The 20398-nt window shown below is 36.4% G+C and carries 17 protein-coding genes; all 17 read left to right on the forward strand.

Features of this window, described 5'->3' with window-relative positions; all coding sequences use genetic code 11:
* Nucleotides 1-72: 72 nt before the first annotated feature.
* The 17 genes from uvrA to DYH56_RS02695 all read left to right on the forward strand — a co-directional run bounded on the left by uvrA (nt 73) and on the right by DYH56_RS02695 (nt 20259).
* The gene (gene uvrA / locus DYH56_RS02615; RefSeq protein WP_114641299.1) at nt 73-2898 is read left to right on the forward strand and encodes an excinuclease ABC subunit UvrA; all 2826 of its coding nucleotides are present in this window, start codon (nt 73-75) and stop codon (nt 2896-2898) included.
* A gap of 133 nt (nt 2899-3031) precedes the next feature.
* A complete protein-coding gene (rpsO, locus tag DYH56_RS02620) occupies nt 3032-3289 on the forward strand; it encodes a 30S ribosomal protein S15 (protein ID WP_114641401.1) in 258 nt (85 codons plus the stop codon).
* Between the two features lie 97 nt (nt 3290-3386).
* Complete coding sequence (locus tag DYH56_RS02625; protein WP_114641300.1) at nt 3387-4553, forward strand: FtsX-like permease family protein; 1167 nt, start codon at nt 3387-3389, stop codon at nt 4551-4553.
* A gap of 109 nt (nt 4554-4662) precedes the next feature.
* Nucleotides 4663-5352 carry an ABC transporter ATP-binding protein gene (locus tag DYH56_RS02630; RefSeq protein WP_114641301.1) on the forward strand — a complete coding sequence of 230 codons (690 nt, stop codon included), beginning with the start codon at nt 4663-4665 and terminating at the stop codon, nt 5350-5352.
* A 95-nt stretch (nt 5353-5447) separates the two neighbouring features.
* The gene (locus DYH56_RS02635; RefSeq protein WP_114641302.1) at nt 5448-6353 is read left to right on the forward strand and encodes a phosphate butyryltransferase; all 906 of its coding nucleotides are present in this window, start codon (nt 5448-5450) and stop codon (nt 6351-6353) included.
* Nucleotides 6354-6503: 150 nt separating this feature from the next.
* On the forward strand, nt 6504-7571 hold the full coding sequence (buk, locus tag DYH56_RS02640; protein ID WP_114641303.1) for a butyrate kinase: 1068 nt from the start codon (nt 6504-6506) through the stop codon (nt 7569-7571).
* 169 nt (nt 7572-7740) lie between these two features.
* The gene (gene hpf / locus DYH56_RS02645) at nt 7741-8286 is read left to right on the forward strand and encodes a ribosome hibernation-promoting factor, HPF/YfiA family (protein ID WP_114641304.1); all 546 of its coding nucleotides are present in this window, start codon (nt 7741-7743) and stop codon (nt 8284-8286) included.
* A gap of 157 nt (nt 8287-8443) precedes the next feature.
* Nucleotides 8444-9937, forward strand: coding sequence for a cobyric acid synthase (locus DYH56_RS02650; protein WP_114641305.1), 1494 nt, complete (start codon nt 8444-8446; stop codon nt 9935-9937).
* Nucleotides 9938-10002: 65 nt separating this feature from the next.
* Nucleotides 10003-10557 carry a bifunctional adenosylcobinamide kinase/adenosylcobinamide-phosphate guanylyltransferase gene (gene cobU, locus DYH56_RS02655; RefSeq protein ID WP_114641306.1) on the forward strand — a complete coding sequence of 185 codons (555 nt, stop codon included), beginning with the start codon at nt 10003-10005 and terminating at the stop codon, nt 10555-10557.
* Between the two features lie 21 nt (nt 10558-10578).
* The gene (gene cobS, locus DYH56_RS02660; protein ID WP_114641307.1) at nt 10579-11316 is read left to right on the forward strand and encodes an adenosylcobinamide-GDP ribazoletransferase; all 738 of its coding nucleotides are present in this window, start codon (nt 10579-10581) and stop codon (nt 11314-11316) included.
* On the forward strand, nt 11309-11911 hold the full coding sequence (locus DYH56_RS02665; protein WP_114641308.1) for a histidine phosphatase family protein: 603 nt from the start codon (nt 11309-11311) through the stop codon (nt 11909-11911). Before cobS ends, DYH56_RS02665 begins: the two co-directional genes overlap by 8 nt.
* Nucleotides 11898-12947, forward strand: a complete 1050-nt coding sequence (gene cobT / locus DYH56_RS02670; RefSeq protein ID WP_114641309.1) for a nicotinate-nucleotide--dimethylbenzimidazole phosphoribosyltransferase — start codon at nt 11898-11900, stop codon at nt 12945-12947. The genes DYH56_RS02665 and cobT overlap by 14 nt, the downstream gene beginning before the upstream one ends.
* Before the next feature lie 13 nt (nt 12948-12960).
* On the forward strand, nt 12961-13644 hold the full coding sequence (gene radC / locus DYH56_RS02675; protein WP_114641310.1) for a RadC family protein: 684 nt from the start codon (nt 12961-12963) through the stop codon (nt 13642-13644).
* A gap of 410 nt (nt 13645-14054) precedes the next feature.
* Nucleotides 14055-14912, forward strand: a complete 858-nt coding sequence (locus tag DYH56_RS02680) for a PSP1 domain-containing protein (protein WP_369927793.1) — start codon at nt 14055-14057, stop codon at nt 14910-14912.
* Complete coding sequence (locus tag DYH56_RS02685) at nt 14912-15577, forward strand: tRNA1(Val) (adenine(37)-N6)-methyltransferase (protein WP_114641311.1); 666 nt, start codon at nt 14912-14914, stop codon at nt 15575-15577. Before DYH56_RS02680 ends, DYH56_RS02685 begins: the two co-directional genes overlap by 1 nt.
* 153 nt (nt 15578-15730) lie before the next feature.
* Nucleotides 15731-18166: an ATP-dependent DNA helicase gene (locus tag DYH56_RS02690; RefSeq protein ID WP_114641312.1), complete on the forward strand. Its 2436-nt coding sequence runs from the start codon at nt 15731-15733 to the stop codon at nt 18164-18166.
* Nucleotides 18167-18186: 20 nt separating this feature from the next.
* Nucleotides 18187-20259, forward strand: coding sequence for an HD family phosphohydrolase (locus DYH56_RS02695; protein ID WP_114641313.1), 2073 nt, complete (start codon nt 18187-18189; stop codon nt 20257-20259).
* Nucleotides 20260-20398 lie beyond the last annotated feature (139 nt).

Here is a 20398-nt window from a genome sequence, read left to right on the forward strand (position 1 = left end):
TCCTTTTTATTTGTAAGATTAAATATGAATGGTGTAATATGGTTATAGAAATAAAGAAAGCAGGAGGGAATTGTGAGTAATAAGATTATTATTAAGGGAGCACGTGAGCATAACCTTAAAAATTTAAATTTAGAAATACCAAAATATAAATTCGTAGTTATTACCGGGGTAAGCGGCAGTGGGAAGTCATCCCTTGCCTTTGACACCATATATTCGGAGGGACAAAGGAGGTATGTGGAAAGTCTGTCAGCCTATGCCAGACAATTTATAGGACAGATGACAAAACCAGATTTAGACAGTATAGAAGGGTTGTCCCCGGCGATCTCTATCGAACAGAAAACAACCAACAAAAACCCAAGATCAATAGTGGGGACCATGACCGAGGTATACGACTATATGAGATTACTCTATGCTCATATAGGGACAGCATACTGTCCAATATGTAATTCTCCGGTAAAAAAACAAAGTGTAGATGAGATTGTGGACACCATTATGGAAAAAGGGAGGTTAGGAGACAAACTTCTCCTCCTGTCACCGGTTATAAAAGATAAGAAGGGTACCCATAAAAATCTATTTATCAACCTGATAAAAAAAGGGTTTGTAAGAGCCAGGGTAGACGGAGAGATTCTATACCTGGAAGATGAGATAGACCTGGATAAGAATAAAAAACATGATATAGAGGTTGTTATAGACAGATTGATAATAAAAAAAGAAACTGAGTTTTTAACCCGGCTGACAGATGGGATAGAGAGTTCCATAGGATTATCTGAAGGCAGAGTCATAGCAAATATAAATGGGGCAGATCATTCTTACAGTGAAAACTTTACCTGTCCCAATCATGAAGATGTAGAGATCCCTGATATTAATCCCAGGTTATTTTCATTCAATGCTCCCTATGGTGCCTGTCCAGAGTGCAACGGATTGGGGAAAAAACTGGAGGTAGATGAAAATAAGCTGATCATGGATGAAAATAAATCTATTAACGATGGGGGGATCTATATCCCGGGAGCTGCAAGTTCCAAAGGTTATGTGTGGACAATATTTTCTGCCATGGCCAAAGCCTTTAAGATAGATCTGGATAAACCCTTTAAACAGTTAACAAAAAAGGAAAAGAATACCATATTTTATGGAAGTTCTGGGAAAAAATTTAAAGTTGACTATGTTGGACGGGAATTCAGCTATAACGGGATGAAGAGTTTTGAAGGGATAGTCAAAAATCTAGAGAGAAGATACTATGAGACCGGCTCCGAATCTATGAAAGATGAGATAGAAAATAAATATATGATGCGTAGAACCTGCAACAGCTGTCATGGAAAGAGACTCAGAGATGAAGTTCTGTCTATTACAGTGAATAAGATGAATATCATGGATGTGAGTTTTTTAAGTATAAAGGAGTGTTTAGTATTTTTTAATGAACTCAGTCTGAATCCTAAGGAGGAGATTATTGCCAAGGATATACTGAAGGAGATAAGGGAACGTCTGAATTTTATGATAAATGTAGGTTTAGATTACCTAAGTCTTGCCCGGGAGACAAGAACACTGTCCGGGGGAGAATCCCAAAGGATCAGGCTGGCTACTCAGATTGGAAGCGGACTGACAGGGGTGCTCTATGTATTGGATGAACCCAGTATAGGTCTCCACCAGAGGGATAATGATAAATTACTGAAGACTCTCAACAGGCTGAAAGAGCTGGGAAATACCCTAATAGTTGTGGAGCATGATGAAGACACCATGATGCAGTCGGATTATATTTTTGATCTGGGGCCTGGGGCTGGAAGATTTGGCGGGGAGATAGTAGCCAAGGGGACTCCTAAACAGATTATGAAATCCAAAAAATCTCTCACCGGGAAATATCTAAAAGGGGAGATTAGTATAGAGATTCCGAAAAAAAGACGCAGATCCAAAGAATGTTTGGAGCTGCTGGGAGCCTGCGGGAATAACCTGAAAGATGTAGATGTGAAGATACCCCTGGGGATAATGACAGCCATCACAGGAGTCAGCGGGAGTGGTAAGTCCACCCTGATCAATCAAACCCTGTATCCTATACTGTTCAACAGTTTGAACAAAGGGAAGCTGTATCCCCTTGATTACAGAAAAATAAAGGGTGTGGACCACCTAAATAAGGTAATAGATATAAATCAAAGTCCCATCGGCCGGACTCCCAGATCAAATGCTGCTACCTATACCAAGATGTTTGATGATATTCGTGGAATATTTGCTGAAACTCGTGAAGCTAAACTCCGGGGATATCAAAAAGGGAGGTTTTCCTTCAATGTGAAAGGGGGCCGGTGTGAAGCCTGCCAGGGAGCCGGGATCATTAAGATTGAGATGAACTTCCTGCCCGATGTATATGTGGAATGTGAAGTATGTAAGGGAAAAAGGTATAACCGTGAAACCTTGGAAATAGAGTATAAGGGGAAAAATATATCCGAAATTTTGGATCTCAGTGTAGGAGATGCCTACGGACTCTTCAACAAGATCCCATCTCTGGAACGAAGATTGAAGGTGTTGATAGATGTAGGTTTAGACTATATAAAGTTAGGCCAGCCTGCAACTACCCTGTCCGGAGGGGAAGCCCAGAGGATAAAGCTGGCAACAGAACTGTCTAAGATGAGCAGGGGCCATACCATCTATATATTGGATGAACCTACTACAGGGCTTCATTTTGAGGATATAAGAAAGTTACTCGAAGTGCTCAACAGACTGGTGGATAAGGGAAATACCGTGATTATAATCGAACATAACCTGGATGTGGTAAAAACAACGGATTATGTGATAGACATTGGTCCTGAAGGAGGAGACGGCGGCGGAGAGATCATAGCTACTGGAACACCTGAGGAGATAATTAAATCCAAAACTTCCTATACAGGGAAATATTTGAAAAAAATATTGGATTAAGAAGTTTAAAAAACTCCAGCTTTACAAAATGTTATTATTTTGTTATAATACTTTGAATTCATATCTAGGTTTTGGGGTGTCGCCCTTGGCTTGGTTTGGATAATTTAATTTTTAGGAGGAACAAACAATGGCAATGAGAACTAAAGCAGAAATCATTAAAGATTTCGGAAAATCAGCAACAGATACAGGGTGTACTGAGGTACAAGTAGCTATATTAACTGAGAGAATCAATCACTTAACTGATCACTTAAGAACTAACAAGAAGGATCACCATTCTAGATTAGGATTAATGAAAATGGTTGGTAAGAGAAGAAGATTATTAGACTACATGATCAAGAAAGATTTAGATGGTTACAGAACGTTAATCTCTAAATTAGGAATAAGAAAGTAATTAATTAGACAGGTCTTTGACCTGTCTTTTTTTTATTGTACAAACAGTTTTTATGTTGTATAATTTTGGTAACAGACGGAGGGTGATTGACATTAATATGATCGAATTTTTTATAGCCAAAAAACATATTTTAGAGAGAAAAAGACAGAGTATAATAGCTATATTAGGGGTGGCTATTGGTGTAACGGTACTTACAGTTTCCATAGGAATAGCCAATGGACTGGATAAAAATATGGTAAACAGCATCCTCTCTATAAGTTCTCATATAGTGGCCACAAAAGATGGTGAAGCTATAGATGATTATAGGGAATTACAGACACAGATAGAGTCGGTAAAAGGTGTAAAGGGTGTAGTGCCCCAGATATCCACCCAGGGGATCTTAAAGTATAAGGGGATTTTTGGTTCTTATATATCAGGAGTGAAGATAAATGGGCTGGACTTTGATGATGCCAAGACAGCCATGAACCTGGATAAAAAAATAGTTGCCGGGACAATGGATATAAAAAAACCTACAGAATTTCTCATAGGAAAGGAATTGTTTAATCAGCTGGGAGCAAAATTAGGGGATAAAATTACTGTGGTATCTGCTGACAACAGGGAGATGCATCTGACAATAACAGGAGTGTTCCAGTCGGGATACTATGAATATGACACCACTATGATAATAGTACCACTCCGTGCAGTACAGATTTTATCCTATACCGGTGATACGGTAACTAGTTTAGAGGTGTTCTTAGATGATGTATATAGTGCAAATAAACTTTCAGGACAGATTCAGATAAAAACCAATATGAGTACCAGGACCTGGGGAGACTTGAACAGGAATTTACTGGCGGCCCTGTCCCTTGAAAAAACAGTGATGATCCTGGTGTTTTCATTGATAGTCATCATTGCAGGATTTGTAGTATGGGTAATATTAAATATGCTGGTTAAGGAAAAAACGAGAGATATCGGGATAATGAGGTCTATGGGGTTCAGCAGTAAAAATATAATGAGAATATTTATGCTGGAAGGACTTTTCCTGGGGTCTTTAGGAATCATAGTTGGGCTCGTTATATCAGGGGGGGTCCTTTGGTATGTAAAGGACAACACGATAAATCAAATAACTAATATTTATTATTTAAATAAGATACCTGTGGAAATAACTTCTAAGGAAGTGTTGGTAATAGTAGGAGCAAATATAGTTATTATATTTTTATCCAGTATTTTCCCCGCTTACAAAGCTGCAAAATTACAGGTAGTGGAAGCGTTGAAGTACGATTAAGTTGAAGACTTAACCACGAATTATGCGAAAGCGAAAAATCAGAAAGAATATTCGTGAGGATTCGTGACATTAGTGGTAAAAAAAGGTTTTGAAAAATAGGAGATGAAAAATGTCTGATATAATATTAAAGATAGAGAAGTTAAATAAACACTATAAAGATAAAAAAAGAGATATCCATATATTAAATGATTTGGATTTTGAAATAAACAAGGGAGAATTTGTTTCGGTCCTGGGAAAATCCGGTTCGGGAAAAACTACATTTTTAAATATGATTGGGATGTTGGACAGGCCGGATTCAGGAGATGTCTACTATGCAGGCCAGAATGTGAGTAAGGCACATAGTTCAAAGATAGATCTCCTGAGAAATGAGATGTTGGGATTTATATTTCAATTTCATTACCTCCTGCCAGAATTTTCAGCTCTTGAAAATGTCATGCTTCCGGGCCTTATCGGGAAGAAAAAAAATCGTGAAGAGGTAAAGAAAAGAGCAGCAGAACTCCTTGTAGAGATGCAGTTAGGAGATCGGTTGGACCATAAACCAACCGAACTGTCTGGAGGAGAAAAACAAAGGGTAGCCATAGCTCGGGCAATGATAAATGAACCTAAGATAATATTAGCCGATGAGCCTACAGGAAATTTGGATGAAGAAACCAGTGAGGTGATCCACAATCTCTTGAGAAAAATATGCAGAGAGAAGAACCAGACGATAATAGTGGTGACCCATAGTACGGAACTGGCAAATATCACAGATAAAAGGTATCATCTGACTAAGGGGAAATTAGAATTGGTAACCGATTAGCTTGAAAAATAAAATTACAGATTGAAATCTTATAATTACTGGATAAAGTAGTTATAAGTTTTTAATCTGTATGAAATATAACCGGGGGGCGTATGATGAAAAATTTTCAAGAAATACTGGCTAAAGCACAACAGCAGGGGGAAAAAAAAGTTATCTCTGTAGCTGTAGCTCAGGACAGGGAAGTACTGTTATCTGTGGAAGAAGCTAGAAAAAAAGGTGTAGTAGACGGAATATTAGTAGGAGATTCTGCCAAGATAGAAAAGGTAGCAGATGAGCTGAATATAGATCTGTCTAACTACAAAGTCATCGATAAAAAAGATGATGTAGAAGCTGCCAGACAGGCTGTAATAGAGGTGTCTAGCGGAAGAGCAGATATGCTGATGAAAGGATTGGTCGATACAAGTGTAGTTTTAAAAGCTGCATTAGACAGGGAAATCGGTCTTAGAGGAGACGGAATACTGTCTCATGTTGCTGTGTTTGAGATTGAAAACTATGACAGGTTGTTTTTTATTACAGATGCGGCTATGAATATAGCACCAGACCTGGAAGCTAAGAAAAAAATAATAGATAATTCTGTAAAGGTGGCTCGTGCTCTGGACATAGAGATTCCAAAGGTGGCTTGTATTTGTGCCAAGGAAAAAATGAATCCCAAGATGCCGGATACAGTGGATGCACATGAACTGGAAGAGATGAGTAAAAGGGGAGAAATAGAAAATTGTATAGTAGGAGGACCTTTTGCTTTGGATAATGCTGTATCAATAGAGGCAGCTAAACATAAGGGAATTGAACATGAAGTGGCCGGAATGGCAGATATCTTGTTGGCTCCGGATATCGAAGGTGGAAATATTCTATATAAATCTATATCTTATTTTGCAAGATCTAAGGGAGCAGGGTTAATAGTAGGAGCTGCAGCTCCGATTATCTTAACTTCCAGGGCAGACAGTGAAGAAACTAAGTTAAATTCAATAATATTAGGAGCAATGACAGCAGGAAAGTTATAAAAGCAATTGAAAATTAGAAGGGTGAAAGTCATCTTAAAGTAAAAGTTTTAAGACGATTATTTTATAAGAGTGGTTATGCTGCTGAACAATCATTCATTATCAATTACTAATTATTAATTCGGCTAAAAGCCGTTAGGGGGAGTAAAAAAAATGAGTTATAAAATATTAGCAATCAATCCAGGGTCTACATCTACAAAGATAGCTATCTATGAAAATGAAAAGGAGATCTTTGAAAAAACTCTGAGACATACAAACGAGGAGTTAGCACCATTTAAAAATATCTCAGATCAATTGGAATTTAGAAGGGAAGTTATCTTAGATGCAGTAGCTGAATCAGGAATAAAGATCGAGGAATTAGCGGCTATCGTAGGTAGGGGCGGGTTGTTAAAACCAATTGCCGGCGGAACTTATGAAGTAAATGAAGAAATGCTGGCAGATTTAAAGGTAGGAGTATTGGGAGAACATGCATCGAACTTAGGTGGAAGGATAGCTCATGAGATAGCTTCTACTATCTCAAAACCTTCATACATAGTAGATCCTGTAGTGGTAGACGAGTTAGATGAGGTAGCTAGAGTATCTGGTATTCCTGAATTAGAGAGAAAGAGTATCTTCCATGCATTGAACCAAAAAGCCGTGGCTAGAAGAGCCGCTAAAGAGATGGGAAAATCTTATGATGAGCTAAACTTAATTGTTGTACATCTTGGAGGGGGAATCAGTGTAGGAGCTCATTCAAATGGCAGAGTTATAGATGTAAACAATGCACTGGATGGAGATGGACCATTTTCACCTGAAAGATCCGGGCAGCTTCCTATTGGAGATCTGTTAAAGATGGCTACAAGCGGAAAATATGATCTGGACTTCATCAAAAAAAGAATCAAAGGAAATGGCGGAGTAGTAGCATATTTAGATACCAATGATATGAAAGAAGTTACTGATAATGCTGAAAATGGAGATAAAAAATCAGCTCTTATTGTAGAAGCTATGGGATACCAGGTAGCCAAAGAGGTAGGAGCCATGGCAGCTGTACTTTCTGGAAAGGTAGATGCAATAATCTTAACTGGAGGAATCGCTTATTCTAAGAAAATAGTAGGAGATATCACAGATAGAATTTCATTTATAGGAGAAGTAAAGGTATATCCTGGAGAAGATGAGATGCTGGCTTTAGCTGAAGGTGGATTAAGAGTATTGACAGGGGAAGAAGCTCCTAAAAAATACTAATGTATAAAATTTAACAGGAGAAGGGTTCCCTTATAGGAACCCTTTTTTTATATAGAAATTTATTTTTTAAAATTAAACTAGGAAAATCAAAAAAATGAGGTATACTTAAATTAAGAGGAGATACTAAATACCTCTTAGTACATAATTTCTAATAAAGGAAGTGAAGTCTATGAGAATGATTATAAGCGGGAGACATTTAGAAGTTACACCGGGAATAAGAGCACATGCTGAGAAAAAAATAGGGAAGATAAAAAAATATTTTGATCAAATAGCGGAGGTGTATATCACTCTTTCGGCACAACACGTAAAAACAGGTAAGGTTCATACAGCAGATGTATTAGTGTATGTAAATGGTTCTAAAATAAAAGCTAAAGTGGAAGATATAGATCTATATGCTGCCATCGACGAGGTAGTAGATGTGCTTGAAAAGCAATTAACTAAACATAAAGAAAAATTAAGAGATAATAACCATGCTACAGGTCTCAAGAAGTTTGACTATAATGTTGAAACTGGAAGTATAACAAGGGAAAAAACAAGCAGGATCATTCCTACTAGGATAATGGCCAAGCCGATGGAAGTAGGAGAGGCTATTTTACAGATGGAGACCATGGGAAAAAAATTCTATATATTTATGAATGCTGAAACAGAGGAATTAAATGTAGTATATAAGAGAAGAGACGGAGATTACAGCCACGTAGAAGCTGGATGGGAATAGAAATAAAAAAAGGAGTTAATCTACCGATTAACTCCTTTTTTCTTGCTTTTATCACTATAAATAAACCTTAAATCGTGGTATATTTTGATGTGTTATAAATATTAAGATAAAAAAAAATTAAATTTTTAATTTGCCGTAGGCGATGGGGGGAGAAAAGATGAAAGAACACAAAAATCTAATGGTTCAGGGAACAGCATCATCAGTGGGGAAGAGTTTGATAACTACTGCATTATGTAGGTTGATATATAAGAAGGGGTACAGTGTTTGTCCGTTTAAATCACAAAATATGGCACTTAATTCATATATAACTGAAAATGGGCTGGAAATGGGAAGAGCCCAAGTAGTACAGGCAGAGGCCTGTGGGATAAAACCAGAGGTATACATGAATCCAATATTATTAAAACCTACCAGCAACAGAAAATCCCAGGTGATTTTAAATGGAAGAGTTGTAGAAAATATGGGAGCCGTGAAATATTCAGAGTACAAAGAGGGATTGAAAAAAGAAATCTTAAAAAACTATGATTATATAAAATCAAACTATGATATATCCATAATTGAGGGGGCAGGGAGCCCGGTAGAGATCAACCTTACAAAGGGAGATATCGTAAATATGGGAATGGCTCATATGGCAGATTCACCTGTAATCCTGGTAGCAGACATAGACAGGGGAGGAGTATTTGCCAGTGTAGTAGGGACTATGACACTTTTTACCCCTGAAGAAAGAGCCAGAGTAAAGGGGATAGTTATAAATAAATTCAGGGGTGATGTGAAGATATTGGAACCTGGACTCAGACAGTTAGAAGAAATTATCGGGGTTCCCGTTTTAGGAGTAGTGCCACATACAAAATTAGATATAGAGGATGAAGACGGGGTAACGGATAAATTTAAAAGGAAAACAACAGATAAAGATATAAAAGTATCGGTAATAAAATTAAAACATATGTCTAATTTTACAGATTTAGACGCATTTAACCTGTATGAAGATGTATCTATAAAGTATGTTGACAGGGTAGAAGACTTAGGAAATGAAGATATGATAATTATTCCCGGGTCTAAGAGTACAATAGCTGATTTAAAAGAACTGAAAGAAATAGGGATAGCGGAGAAGATAGTAAAACTATCCAAGAGCGGAACTATAATATTCGGGATCTGTGGCGGGTATCAAATGCTGGGTGGCAAGATAGAGGACCCGGAGAAATTAGAAGGGGATGTAAGTGAAATATCTGGACTGGGATTACTAGACCTTACTACTACCATGGAAAGATCAAAGAACACCCTCCAATATCATGGCGAAATATTAACAGATGACGGATTATTTGAGGGGCTTTATGGGAAACCTATAAAGGGATATGAAATCCATCAAGGGGTAACCAATGGTAAGGAAAAGGGCATATTTTTAGATGGAGAAAAATATATAAATGGAGTTATTAAAAATAATATAATTGGGTGCTATATCCATGGAATTTTTGATAATACAGAATTTACCCGTGGTTTCTTAAATAATATAAGGATGCAAAAAGGCTTGGACGGAATAGATGCTACAATTAGTTTTGAGGAATTTAAAGAAAAGGAATATGATAAATTAGCTAAAGTCGTAGAAGAATCGGTGGATATGGAGAAATTATATGAGATAATAGGGATCTCCCATTAATTGAAATGTCGGTCTATAAGTGATATACTAAAACTAGAGCTTCAATCTTGTACATAGGGGGAACAATGGGAAAAATCATATATATAACAGGGGGAGCTAGAAGCGGGAAGAGTACACTGGCTGAAAATATAGCTCTGAATAATTATAAAACAAGAACATATCTTGCCACAGCAATTCCATATGATGATGAGATGGTAGACAGGATAGATAAACACCTGATTCAAAGGGGACAAAATTGGGAAACTGTAGAGGGATATAAAGATATATCTAAACTTTTAGAAGGTAAGATGGGAAGTGATGTGGTTCTCCTGGATTGTCTGACTAATATGGTAAGTAACCTTCTTTTGGATAATCATGTAGACTGGGATATGGTGACTCCTTCAGAGGTAAATGAGATGGAGGCTAAAATAATTTTAGAGATAGATAATCTCTTGGCTTGTATAAACTCACACAGAGGGGACTTTATAATTGTCAGCAATGAATTGGGGATGGGACTGGTGCCGCCATATCCACTGGGACGATATTTTAGAGATATTTCAGGCAGGATAAATCAGAGGATAGCTGAAAAAAGTCATGAAGCCTATATGGTGGTTTCAGGGCTCAAGGTTAAATTAAAATAGAGAATTAATAGGAGGAATGGGATGAAGGGATTTTTACTTCTTTTACAGTTTATGACAAGGATACCTACTCCAAAAATGGAGTATGAACCAAAACAACTAGGAAAGGCTATGAAATTTTTTCCAATAGTTGGAATGATAATAGGGGTGATTTTATACTATTCGTTTATAGTTTTAAATCAATATTTTGACAGCCCAGAGGTAATAGCAATATTGATAATATTAATAGATATAGTACTTACAGGCGGGCTGCATTTAGATGGTTTAGCGGATACATTTGACGGGATATTTAGTTATAGAAGTAAAAAACGTATGCTGGAGATAATGAAAGACTCCAGGATTGGAAGTAATGGAGCACTATCACTGATAATTTATTTTGCTTTGAAGGGAACGCTTTTAAAAGAGGTTATATCTATAGATGAATCACCCTATTTTTTACTTGTAATGCCTGTGATAGCAAGGTTTAATAGTACTTTAAACTGCGGGGTAGGAAAATATGCCAGACCCAGCGGGATGGGGAAATCTATAGTAGAGGAAACGAATATGATAGGTGTACTGATCTCATTTGTTATAACGGCAGCTTTTTCATATTACTTTGTAGGGATGAGAGGGATATACGCCCTTATAGTAGTAAGTATCCTAGGAATATATTTTGCTAAATTGATGGAAAGAAAGATCGGCGGGATAACAGGGGATACCCTTGGTGCTGTAGTTGAGATGTCTACAATAATTGTACTCATAGTGGGAGCCATAAATGGGTAAATTAATCTTAGTAAGACATGGAGAGAGCCAGTTAAATATGGAAAATATTTTTTTTGGGCATCTGGATCCTAAACTTACAGAAAAAGGACAGAGCCAGGCTCAGAAAACGAAGGAGATATTATCTAATATAGACTATAAAGAAATCTACAGCAGCCCATTAAAAAGAGCAGCAGAAACAGCTGAGATAATAAATATAAAAAAATCTGATTTGAATTTTGTTGAGGAGCTGAAGGAGTTAAACTTTGGGATCTTAGAGGGGCTTACCTATGAAGAGATCCTAAAAAAACATCCTGAAGATGCTGTGGAATGGAAAGAAAATTGGCAGACATATGACTATCGGACAGGGGAAAGTGTCCGGCAATTGCAGGAAAGATGTGTAAATTTTGTAGAATCACTGGATCTATCTGATGGAAATATAGTGGCAGTATGTCATTGGGGGGTAATAAACTGTATCCTAAGTCATTATTTTTCTGGTGGATTGAATGGATACTGGAAATTTGCTCCTAATTACGCAGGAATAATAGTTATAGAATTTACAGATGGATATCCAATCTTAAAGGGGATTAATATAGGAGATGTCGATGGAATTATATAAGGCAACATTAAAGAGGATAAAACCCGCAAATACCGAGGTAGCCGTAGAAGCCAAAAAAATATTGGATGAAAAGATGAAACCTTTAGGCAGTCTGGGAAAATTAGAAGAACTGGCTATTCAAATCTCTGGAATAACCGGAAGGCTGGATAATACTATTTTAAAAAAATTACACCTGGTGGCTTCGGCAGATAATGGAATAGTGGAGGAGGGAGTCTCATCCTGCCCTATTGAATACACCAAAATTGTTTCTGAAGCGATGCTGTCTAAGGTAGCCGCTATCGGAATTTTATGTGATACATTGGATGTTGATTTCAAATTAATAGATATAGGGATAGCAGGGGAAATAGACAGAAAATACCCGAATCTATACAGGAAAAATGTAAAGAAAGGAACCAATAATTTTGTATATGAGCCGGCTATGACCTATGATGAGTGCATAAAAGCTATAGAAGTAGGAATATCAATTGTGGAAGAAAACTTAGATTATGATATATTTTCCAATGGAGAAATGGGGATAGGAAACACTACCACAAGCAGTGCTATCCTCTATGCATTGACAGGGGAAAACTTGGATCTGATTGTAGGCCGTGGTGGTGGCCTCAGTGATAGTGGTCTTGTGAAGAAAAAAAAGGTGATAAAGGATGCTGTGGAGAAATATAATCTCTTTGAAAATGATCCCATAGAGATCCTCCGATGTGTAGGAGGTTTGGATATTGCCTGCATGGCAGGGATCTACCTTGGGTGTGCAGCTAACTCCAAACCAATATTGATAGACGGCTTCATATCCAGTGTGGCAGCATTGGTTGCCCAGAAGATAGACCCTAATACAGTGGATTATATGATAGCTACCCATAGAAGTGAAGAACCAGGAATGGTAATAATAAGCAAAACTTTGGGAAGAAAAACATTTTTGGATATGAATATGAGGCTGGGAGAGGGAACAGGAGCAGTCCTAGCCTACCCAATAGTAACATCGGCTTTAGAGGTGATGAAAAGGATGAAAACTCCAAAAGAAGTCTATAAAATCTTAGGATAGCAGGAGGAATACTGTGAAATCTAAAGAATATTCAGGGCATAGAGACAGGATTAAATCTAAAATTTTGAAGAATGGTTTAGATGGATTTTTAGATTATGAAATTTTAGAGGCATTATTATTTTATACTATTCCAATGAAAGACACCAAGGAGCCGGCAAAACAGCTTTTAAAAGAATTTAAAACGCTGGAGAAGACCTTGAATGCGTCCAAAGATGAGATAATGTCGTTAAAAATAAAAGGAATAACCGAAAATACCTGTGTTTATTTTAAACTCCTAAATGATTTAAATAAAAAATTATATAAGGAGAGATTCAGAGAAGGCACTATTCTAAACTCTGTAGAAGCTGCATATGATTATTTAAAAAGCAGTATAGGCCTCTTAGAAAAAGAAGTCTTTAAAATTATATTTTTAAGTGCTGACAATAAGTATTTAGGAGATGAAATTATATTTTTAGGAACAATAGACAGGAGCCAGATATATCCCCGGGAGATAGTGAAATGTGTGCTGAAATATAATGCAAAATCAGTTATATTTTCCCACAACCATCCGTCGGGAAATCCAAAACCATCTCAGGCAGACCTTGAGATGACCAAAAAGCTAAAAAAAATACTAGAACCATTGGAAGTTAGGGTTTTAGACCATATAATTATAACCCCGGAAAAATATTATAGTTTTCTAGAAGAGGGGATTATATAGAGGAGGCTACAATGAATAAATCTAACAAGATGACTATAGAAGAAAAGATGGCCATGAGATTAAAGGAAAAAAACAGCAAAAAAAATCTAAGTAGAGAAATAATAGATGAAACTCCTAAAGATAAAGTAGAGAATAAAAAAAATGAGGCAAAGAGTAAGTCGGAACCTGTAAAAAAAGAAATAGTTAAACCAGAAATAATAAAGAAAGAAAAAAAAGTTGAAGAGGAAGACTTAGCTATGCCAGCTCCTGCTCCCTGTGGGACAGAACCCTGTGATGAAAACTGTGCAAAAAAGAAAGAAGCTAAAGAGGAATTAAATAGAGAAATCTTAGATGAAGAATGGGAAGCTGAAAAGAAAGCAGCAGAAGATAAGAAAAAAAAGGAAAAAAAACAATATAAGATCTTGGGGATCATGTTTGAGATAACCAGAAAAAGATATTACTTTGAAGTAGTAGATGAAGTTGATTATAAAATAGGAGACAGGGCTATAGTGGATACTGCCAGAGGTAAGGAGATCGGTTTAGTATATATGGCTCCTAAAATGATGGGTGAAGAATCTTTGGTATTGCCGTTAAAACCAGTGATCAGAAAAGCTACGGCAGAGGACAACCAACAATTTGAAACTCTTAAAGCAGAGGCAGAAAAAGCCAATAATATAGGAAAAGAAAAGATAAAAAAACATGAGCTGCCTATGAAATTAGTAGCCACAGAGTTTACTTTTGATAAATCGAAATTAATCTTCTACTTTACAGCAGAGGGTAGGATAGACTTTAGAAACCTGGTAAAGGAATTAGCTACTATATTTAAGCTTAGAATCGAACTGCGTCAAATAGGAGTGAGAGACGAAGCCAGAATATTAGGGAGCTTAGGAATCTGCGGGAAGGAACTTTGCTGCAGAATTTATATCAATAAATTTGACTCGGTCCTCATTAAGATGGCAAGGGATCAGGGGCTGGTAATAAATCCTTCAAAAATTTCCGGGGCCTGCGGCAGACTGCTTTGTTGTATTAAATATGAATATCAGCAATATGCCGATGCCCTGTTAAAATGCCCGAGTATGGGTCAGACAGTAAATGTGGAAAACAGCAAAGGCAGGGTCGTTGGGATAAATCCATTGAATGAATATCTGTATGTAGATGTAGAGGGGAAAGGCAGAATGAGACTGAACTTGGATGAGGTAAGTTTTGATAAAAAAGAAGCCAGAAAACAACATAAATCCAAGAAAAAAACCCCTGAAGAAGCAGCTATGAAAGGATTGGAAGCAAAATAATGAGAGCAGATGAAAATTTAGAACCCCTGGATCATGGGATGGTTATTTTACAGAAAAAAGATGGATTCAGATTTGGAGAAGATGCTGTCATGGTAGCGGAGTTTTTTACCCCTGCTAAAAGCGGGAAGCTTCTGGATATAGGTACAGGGACGGGAATAATTTCCCTGATCCTGTCTCGTAATCCCAAGATAGATAAGATAACATCGGTAGAGATCCAGGAAGAGATGGCTGGAATGGCCAAAAGAAGTGTGGAAAAAAATGACCTTACAGAGAAGATAGAAGTTCTCAATATAGATATAAAAAATTTAAACAGGGGGAACACCTATGATTATATAGTGAGCAACCCTCCCTATATGAAAAGTTCCAATGGAAAGGTGAATCCCCGCTCTATGAAAGCCATCTCAAGGCACGAGATAACTTTAAATTTAAAGGAACTGATAACCGAGAGTAGGAGACTCCTAAAACCAGGAGGAAGTCTGACACTGATATATAGGAGCGAGAGGATGGTAGAGCTGTTAAATAATCTATCGGAATTGGGATTCTATCCAAAGAGGATACAAAATATATTCAGTGAAAATACCAAAGTTTCAAAACTTTTTATGATAGAAGCTGTCAAGGGGAAAAATAAAGGTTTTGAATTTTTGGAACCCCTGTATATAAAATAAAAGAGATGTAGAATATTATATAGTTTATATAAGTAAAACTTTAAACTATATATATTCAATTTTCAACTTAAAAAGAGGCATTGCCTCTTTTTTTTGATTAATCACGTTTCTTTTATTTTGTGGTATAATAGGAGAATAGAAGGTGAATAAATAATGATATTAGAAAAAATTTCAGAAAATATAATAGAAAAGATGAAAGAAGAGATTGAGAACGCCCATGGGAATGAGGTGTTTTTTCGTGGTATCCCAAACAGTGACGGGATAGTAGATGAGATAGAGGTCATAGCCAGAGGGAATAAAGGATCGGTTCCTGCCCTCCTCAAGAGGATGAAGAAAAGGGAAGTAATAATCCACAACCATCCTTCGGGCTATCTATATCCCTCCGATGCAGATGTAGCTGTGGCCTCTATGTATTCCGATCAAAAAGACGGAGCTTCATATATTGTAAATAATGCTGTAGATGATATCTATGTCATGGTAGAGATAAATAAAACGGAGATTCAAAAGATAGATATAGGGCCGTACTTTGAGAAAAAAGGTCTTTTGGCAGGAATATTTAAGGGTTTTGAGTATAGAGAAGAACAGTTTCATATGGCTAAACACATTGAGGAGGGACTCAACAATAAAACTAAGGTTGTAGTAGAAGCAGGGACAGGAACTGGTAAAACCCTTGCCTATTTAATACCCAGTATAGAGTGGGCTGTAAAAAATGAAAAGAAAGTTATAATTACAACGAATACTATAAACTTACAGGAGCAGCTCCTCCACAAAGATATCCCCATAGTTAAAAAGTTACTGCCTGAAAAATTCACCTATGTTTTGGTCAAAGGCAGGGGGAACTACCTGTGCAATAGAAAGGCAGCTAATATAGGAATCGGAGGAAGTTCAGAGATCGATGATATGAGCAGCTCTCAAAAAGAGCAGGTGAGTTATGTTTTGAAGTGGTTTAAATCCACTGAAAACGGAGATAAAGGAGAACTCCCATTTGAGGTGGATTATATAGTTTGGGAACAATTTATGAGTGAGACAGATATCTGTGCAGGGAGCAAGTGTGCCTTCAAGGAAAGCTGCTTCTTTTTAAAATCCAGGGAGGAGAAGAAAAAAGCTGATGTTTTGATCACCAATCACCATATGTTTTTTGCCGACCTATCTATTCGAAAGGAAGTGGGATTTAATACAGATTATTCCATATTTCCAGACTATGATCTGGTAGTATTTGATGAAGCCCACAATATAGAAAATGTGGCTCGGGATTATTTTTCCTATGAGGCATCTAAATATTCATTCAATAAAACTATGAACAATATCCATCATATAGGAAAGAAAAAAGATTCCAGTAAGTATACGGGTTTATTAAATTATTTGAGAAATATAAAATATAAGGGGTATGATTCTATAAAAAAAGAGATCATAGAGGAACTGATATCCCGGCACATAGATCTGGCTAACCGTGGGAACGAGTACTATCTAAAGGTTATAGAAGCCTTTGCAGGACAGTCTCAGGGGAATATAAGTCTTCGTCTGCGAAAGGAAGAATTAAAACATTGGGAACATTGGGAAACATTAAAGGGACTGGAGGAGGAGATGCTCCTAACCTACAATGCATATATGAGAAGGCTGAAGAGTTTAATTCGTGTGATAAAAGATATCGATGATGAAACAGGAATAATAAGTGATTTTACAAAATATAGTGAAAGGCTGGAAACATATTTTTCCAACTATAATTTCATAAAGGAGATGGACGATAAAAACTTTATCTACTGGATATCTTTAAATCAAAAAAAGAGTAATGTAAAATTTGTAGCAACACCGTTAAAAATAAGTGATGAACTGGATGAAAACTTATATTCTAACCTGGAACACATGGTGTTTACATCTGCAACCATAGCAATTAACGGCAGTTTTGAATATTTTAAAAAATCCATAGGACTCCATGAGGAGGTCCTGGAAAAGATAATTGATTCACCCTTTGATTATGACAGGCAGATGAAGGTGTATATTCCAAAAGATCTGCCATCTCCTACAGATCGCGGTTTTTTAGATGGGGTGAAAGATTTTGTAGAAAAACTTATAAAGAGAACAAAGGGAAATACATTTTTATTGTTTACCTCATATTCTACATTGAATTACCTGTACTTCATGCTAAAGGACAGACTGGAAGAGGAAGGATATGAATTGTTTATCCAGGGGCAGGCACCGAGAAATCAACTGGTAGATATGTATAAAAAAAGCAGTAAACCTGTACTTTTTGGGACAGCATCATTTTGGGAAGGGGTAGATGTGAAAGGAGATAAACTCAGCTCTGTAATCATAGTAAAGCTGCCATTTAAAGTACCCAGTGATCCAGTGGTAGAAGCCATCATAGAAAATCTAAATGATGAAGGGAAAAATGCCTTTATGGAGTACCAGATACCTGAATCAATAATTAAATTTAAACAGGGAATAGGGAGGCTTATTAGGAGCTGTGATGATAGAGGTGTAATAACAATTTTAGATAATAGAATTATAAAAAAACGATATGGAAGTCTATTTATAGACTCAATTCCAACAAGGAATATTCATATAAAAAACAAAGATGATATCATATAGGCTGATATTGGAGGCAGATGATGAAAAAAATTGAGCTTTTTGGTAGAAGATTGACAATTGGATTTGAAAAGAAGGAAAAAATAAAAAAAGAAATTAAAGATACGGGATTATCTACAAAAGAAGTAGTCAATGAAAAAGTAATATATCTTATCTTAATTTTGGTGATTACTGTAGCCAGTGCAAATACATATTTATTCAATGGTTATCTGAATTTAGGAGATGTGGCCAGAAAGGACATAATAGCTCCTACAGATATAGTTTATAACGATAGAGCTGCTAAGGAAAGAATAATTTCTGAGATACTGACAAGTTCTCAAAAGGAATATATAAGTGTAGAAAATGTAGAGGAAGAAACCCTACAGAGGATAGAGATATTTTTTGAACAAATAAAAAAGAATAAAAATCTAGACTTAGATCTGGCTTATGAAAAAATAAGAGATGAGTTTGATGTGAAGATTTCATTTAAAGTTTTTACATATTTATTTGAAAAACCAGACTATGAACTGGATAATCTAAAAGATAAATATTTAAAAGATGTAAAAACCTTGTATAAACACGGAGTAAAAAAAGATGGGAATTTATTGAGACTGAATAATGTATTTGAAAAGATTGAGGATTCGGATTTTTACGAGGAAAGTGTTATAGAAACTTTTATCAAACCGAACTATATCTTAGACAGTGAAAAAACTGAAAGACTGCTCAAAGAAAAGATAGAACAGGTTAAAGATGTACCGATTCGTATAAAAGCCGGATCGGTAATTTTAAAAAAAGGTGAAGCTGTTTCAGAGAGTAAGGTAGTCATATTAAAAAATGCAGGACTTTATGGAAAAACCAGTAAGATAATAAAATTTATGGGGACCCTTATTTATCTATTTATATTATCCATAATATTTAAAAATATCTGCACGAAGTTTATGTTTGATGAAATAAGAAAAAAAAGTTACTACAGCGCTATAATGCTGTCCCTTGTTGTGGGGATCATATCTTTTAGGGTTATAGATCCAAACTGGAAATATATCTTACCTATAGAAACTGTATTTATCCTTTTAGGAATCCTGATAAATATAAAAGTCAGTTTAATTATAGGTGGGTTTTTGATCCTCTATGCTATTCCGTTAAATGGATTTAGTATAGAATATTTAGTTATAGAAATATTTAGTTTGATGGTTTCATTATATCTGGTTACAAAAATAAAAAATAGAACTAATATTATCAATACAGGTATATATATAGGGATGACTAAGGTGTTTATAGTGTTAACCATGGCAGTTGGTATGAATATGGAATTTATAGACAGTTTGATTAAAAGTGGGGTATTATTTTTGTCGGGAGCTTTTACAGGGATGTTAACCATAGCTCTCCTCCCATATTTTGAAAGGACCTTTAATATTTTGACAGATATAAAACTGCTGGAATTAGGGGATCTGTCCCAGCCTCTCCTCAGACGATTATCGGTAAGTGCTCCCGGGACATTTCATCACTCTATGATGGTAGCGACTCTGTCGGAGCAGGCTACAGAAGCTATAGGTGGTAACCATGTATTGGCCAGAGTAGCATCTTATTATCATGATATAGGAAAGATGAAAAGGCCTCAGTTTTACGTAGAGAACCAGGCTGATGGAGTAAATCCGCATAATAATCTGAGTCCTAGTCTGAGTACTCTCATAATAACATCACACACTAAAGACGGCGATGAGATGGGAAGGGAATACAACCTGCCTAAGGAAATAAGGGATATTATGTATGAACATCAGGGGACGACTTTGCTGGCTTATTTTTATAATAAAGCAAAGCAGAGCAACCCGCATTTAGAGGAAAGTGATTTCAGATACAGCGGACCAAAGCCCAGAAGCAAGGAGTCGGCAGTAATAATGCTGGCAGATTCCATTGAAGCAGCAGTGAGATCACTGGATGAAAAAACACCGGTAACAATAGAAAAGATGCTCCGAAAAATTATAGGCTCAAAGATAGAGGAGCAGCAGCTTTCAGATGCGGATCTTACATTTAAAGAGATTGAAATTATAATCCAGAGTTTTACAAAGATACTCATGAGTATCCACCATGTGAGGATAAAATATCCGGGGCAGAAGTAATAACTGGAAGCTAGACTCCTTTTGTCCTATCGGACATCTTCCTCTTGATCAAAAGGAAGAACTTTATATAGAAAACCGAAATTGGGTTATTCGGATTTAAAATCTGTGTAATCTGCGACACATATTTAAAGTTATTAAT

Source organism: Psychrilyobacter piezotolerans (assembly GCF_003391055.1).
Taxonomy (GTDB): domain Bacteria; phylum Fusobacteriota; class Fusobacteriia; order Fusobacteriales; family Fusobacteriaceae; genus Psychrilyobacter; species Psychrilyobacter piezotolerans.